The sequence below is a fragment of the Priestia sp. SIMBA_032 genome (genome assembly GCF_046535215.1).
Lineage (GTDB): Bacteria > Bacillota > Bacilli > Bacillales > Bacillaceae_H > Priestia > Priestia aryabhattai.
On the sequence record NZ_JAWRXD010000170.1, the window covers coordinates 1 to 413 of the forward strand.

A 413-nucleotide genomic window follows, 5' to 3' on the forward strand; every position below is an offset into this window, starting at 1 on the left:
TGGTATTGCAAGACGTATGGTTACGGAATTCGGTATGAGTGATAAGCTTGGACCGATGCAATTTGGTAGCTCACAAGGTGGTCAGGTATTCTTAGGAAGAGACTTCCATTCAGAACAAAACTACAGTGATGCAATCGCACATGAAATTGATGTGGAAATGCAAACAATTATTAAAGAATGTTATGCTCGTGCGAAACATATTCTTACTGAAAAACGAGATAAGCTTGATATTATCGCGAAAACGTTACTTGAAGTAGAAACATTAGACGCAGAGCAAATTAATCATTTATATGATTATGGCAGATTACCTGAGCGTCCAACATCTTCAGATGATGTGAAAGTAAACATCAATATGAAGAAAGACGATGAAGATAAAGAAGATAAGTAAGAAATGAAGGAGTGACTATCGTCAC

The 413-nt window shown here is 36.6% G+C and carries 1 pseudogene; it reads left to right on the forward strand.

Annotated elements, in window-relative coordinates:
* A pseudogene (locus SB717_RS33865) lies at positions 1-388 on the forward strand (ATP-dependent zinc metalloprotease FtsH); the annotation flags it as partial.
* Positions 389-413: the final 25 nt, after the last annotated feature.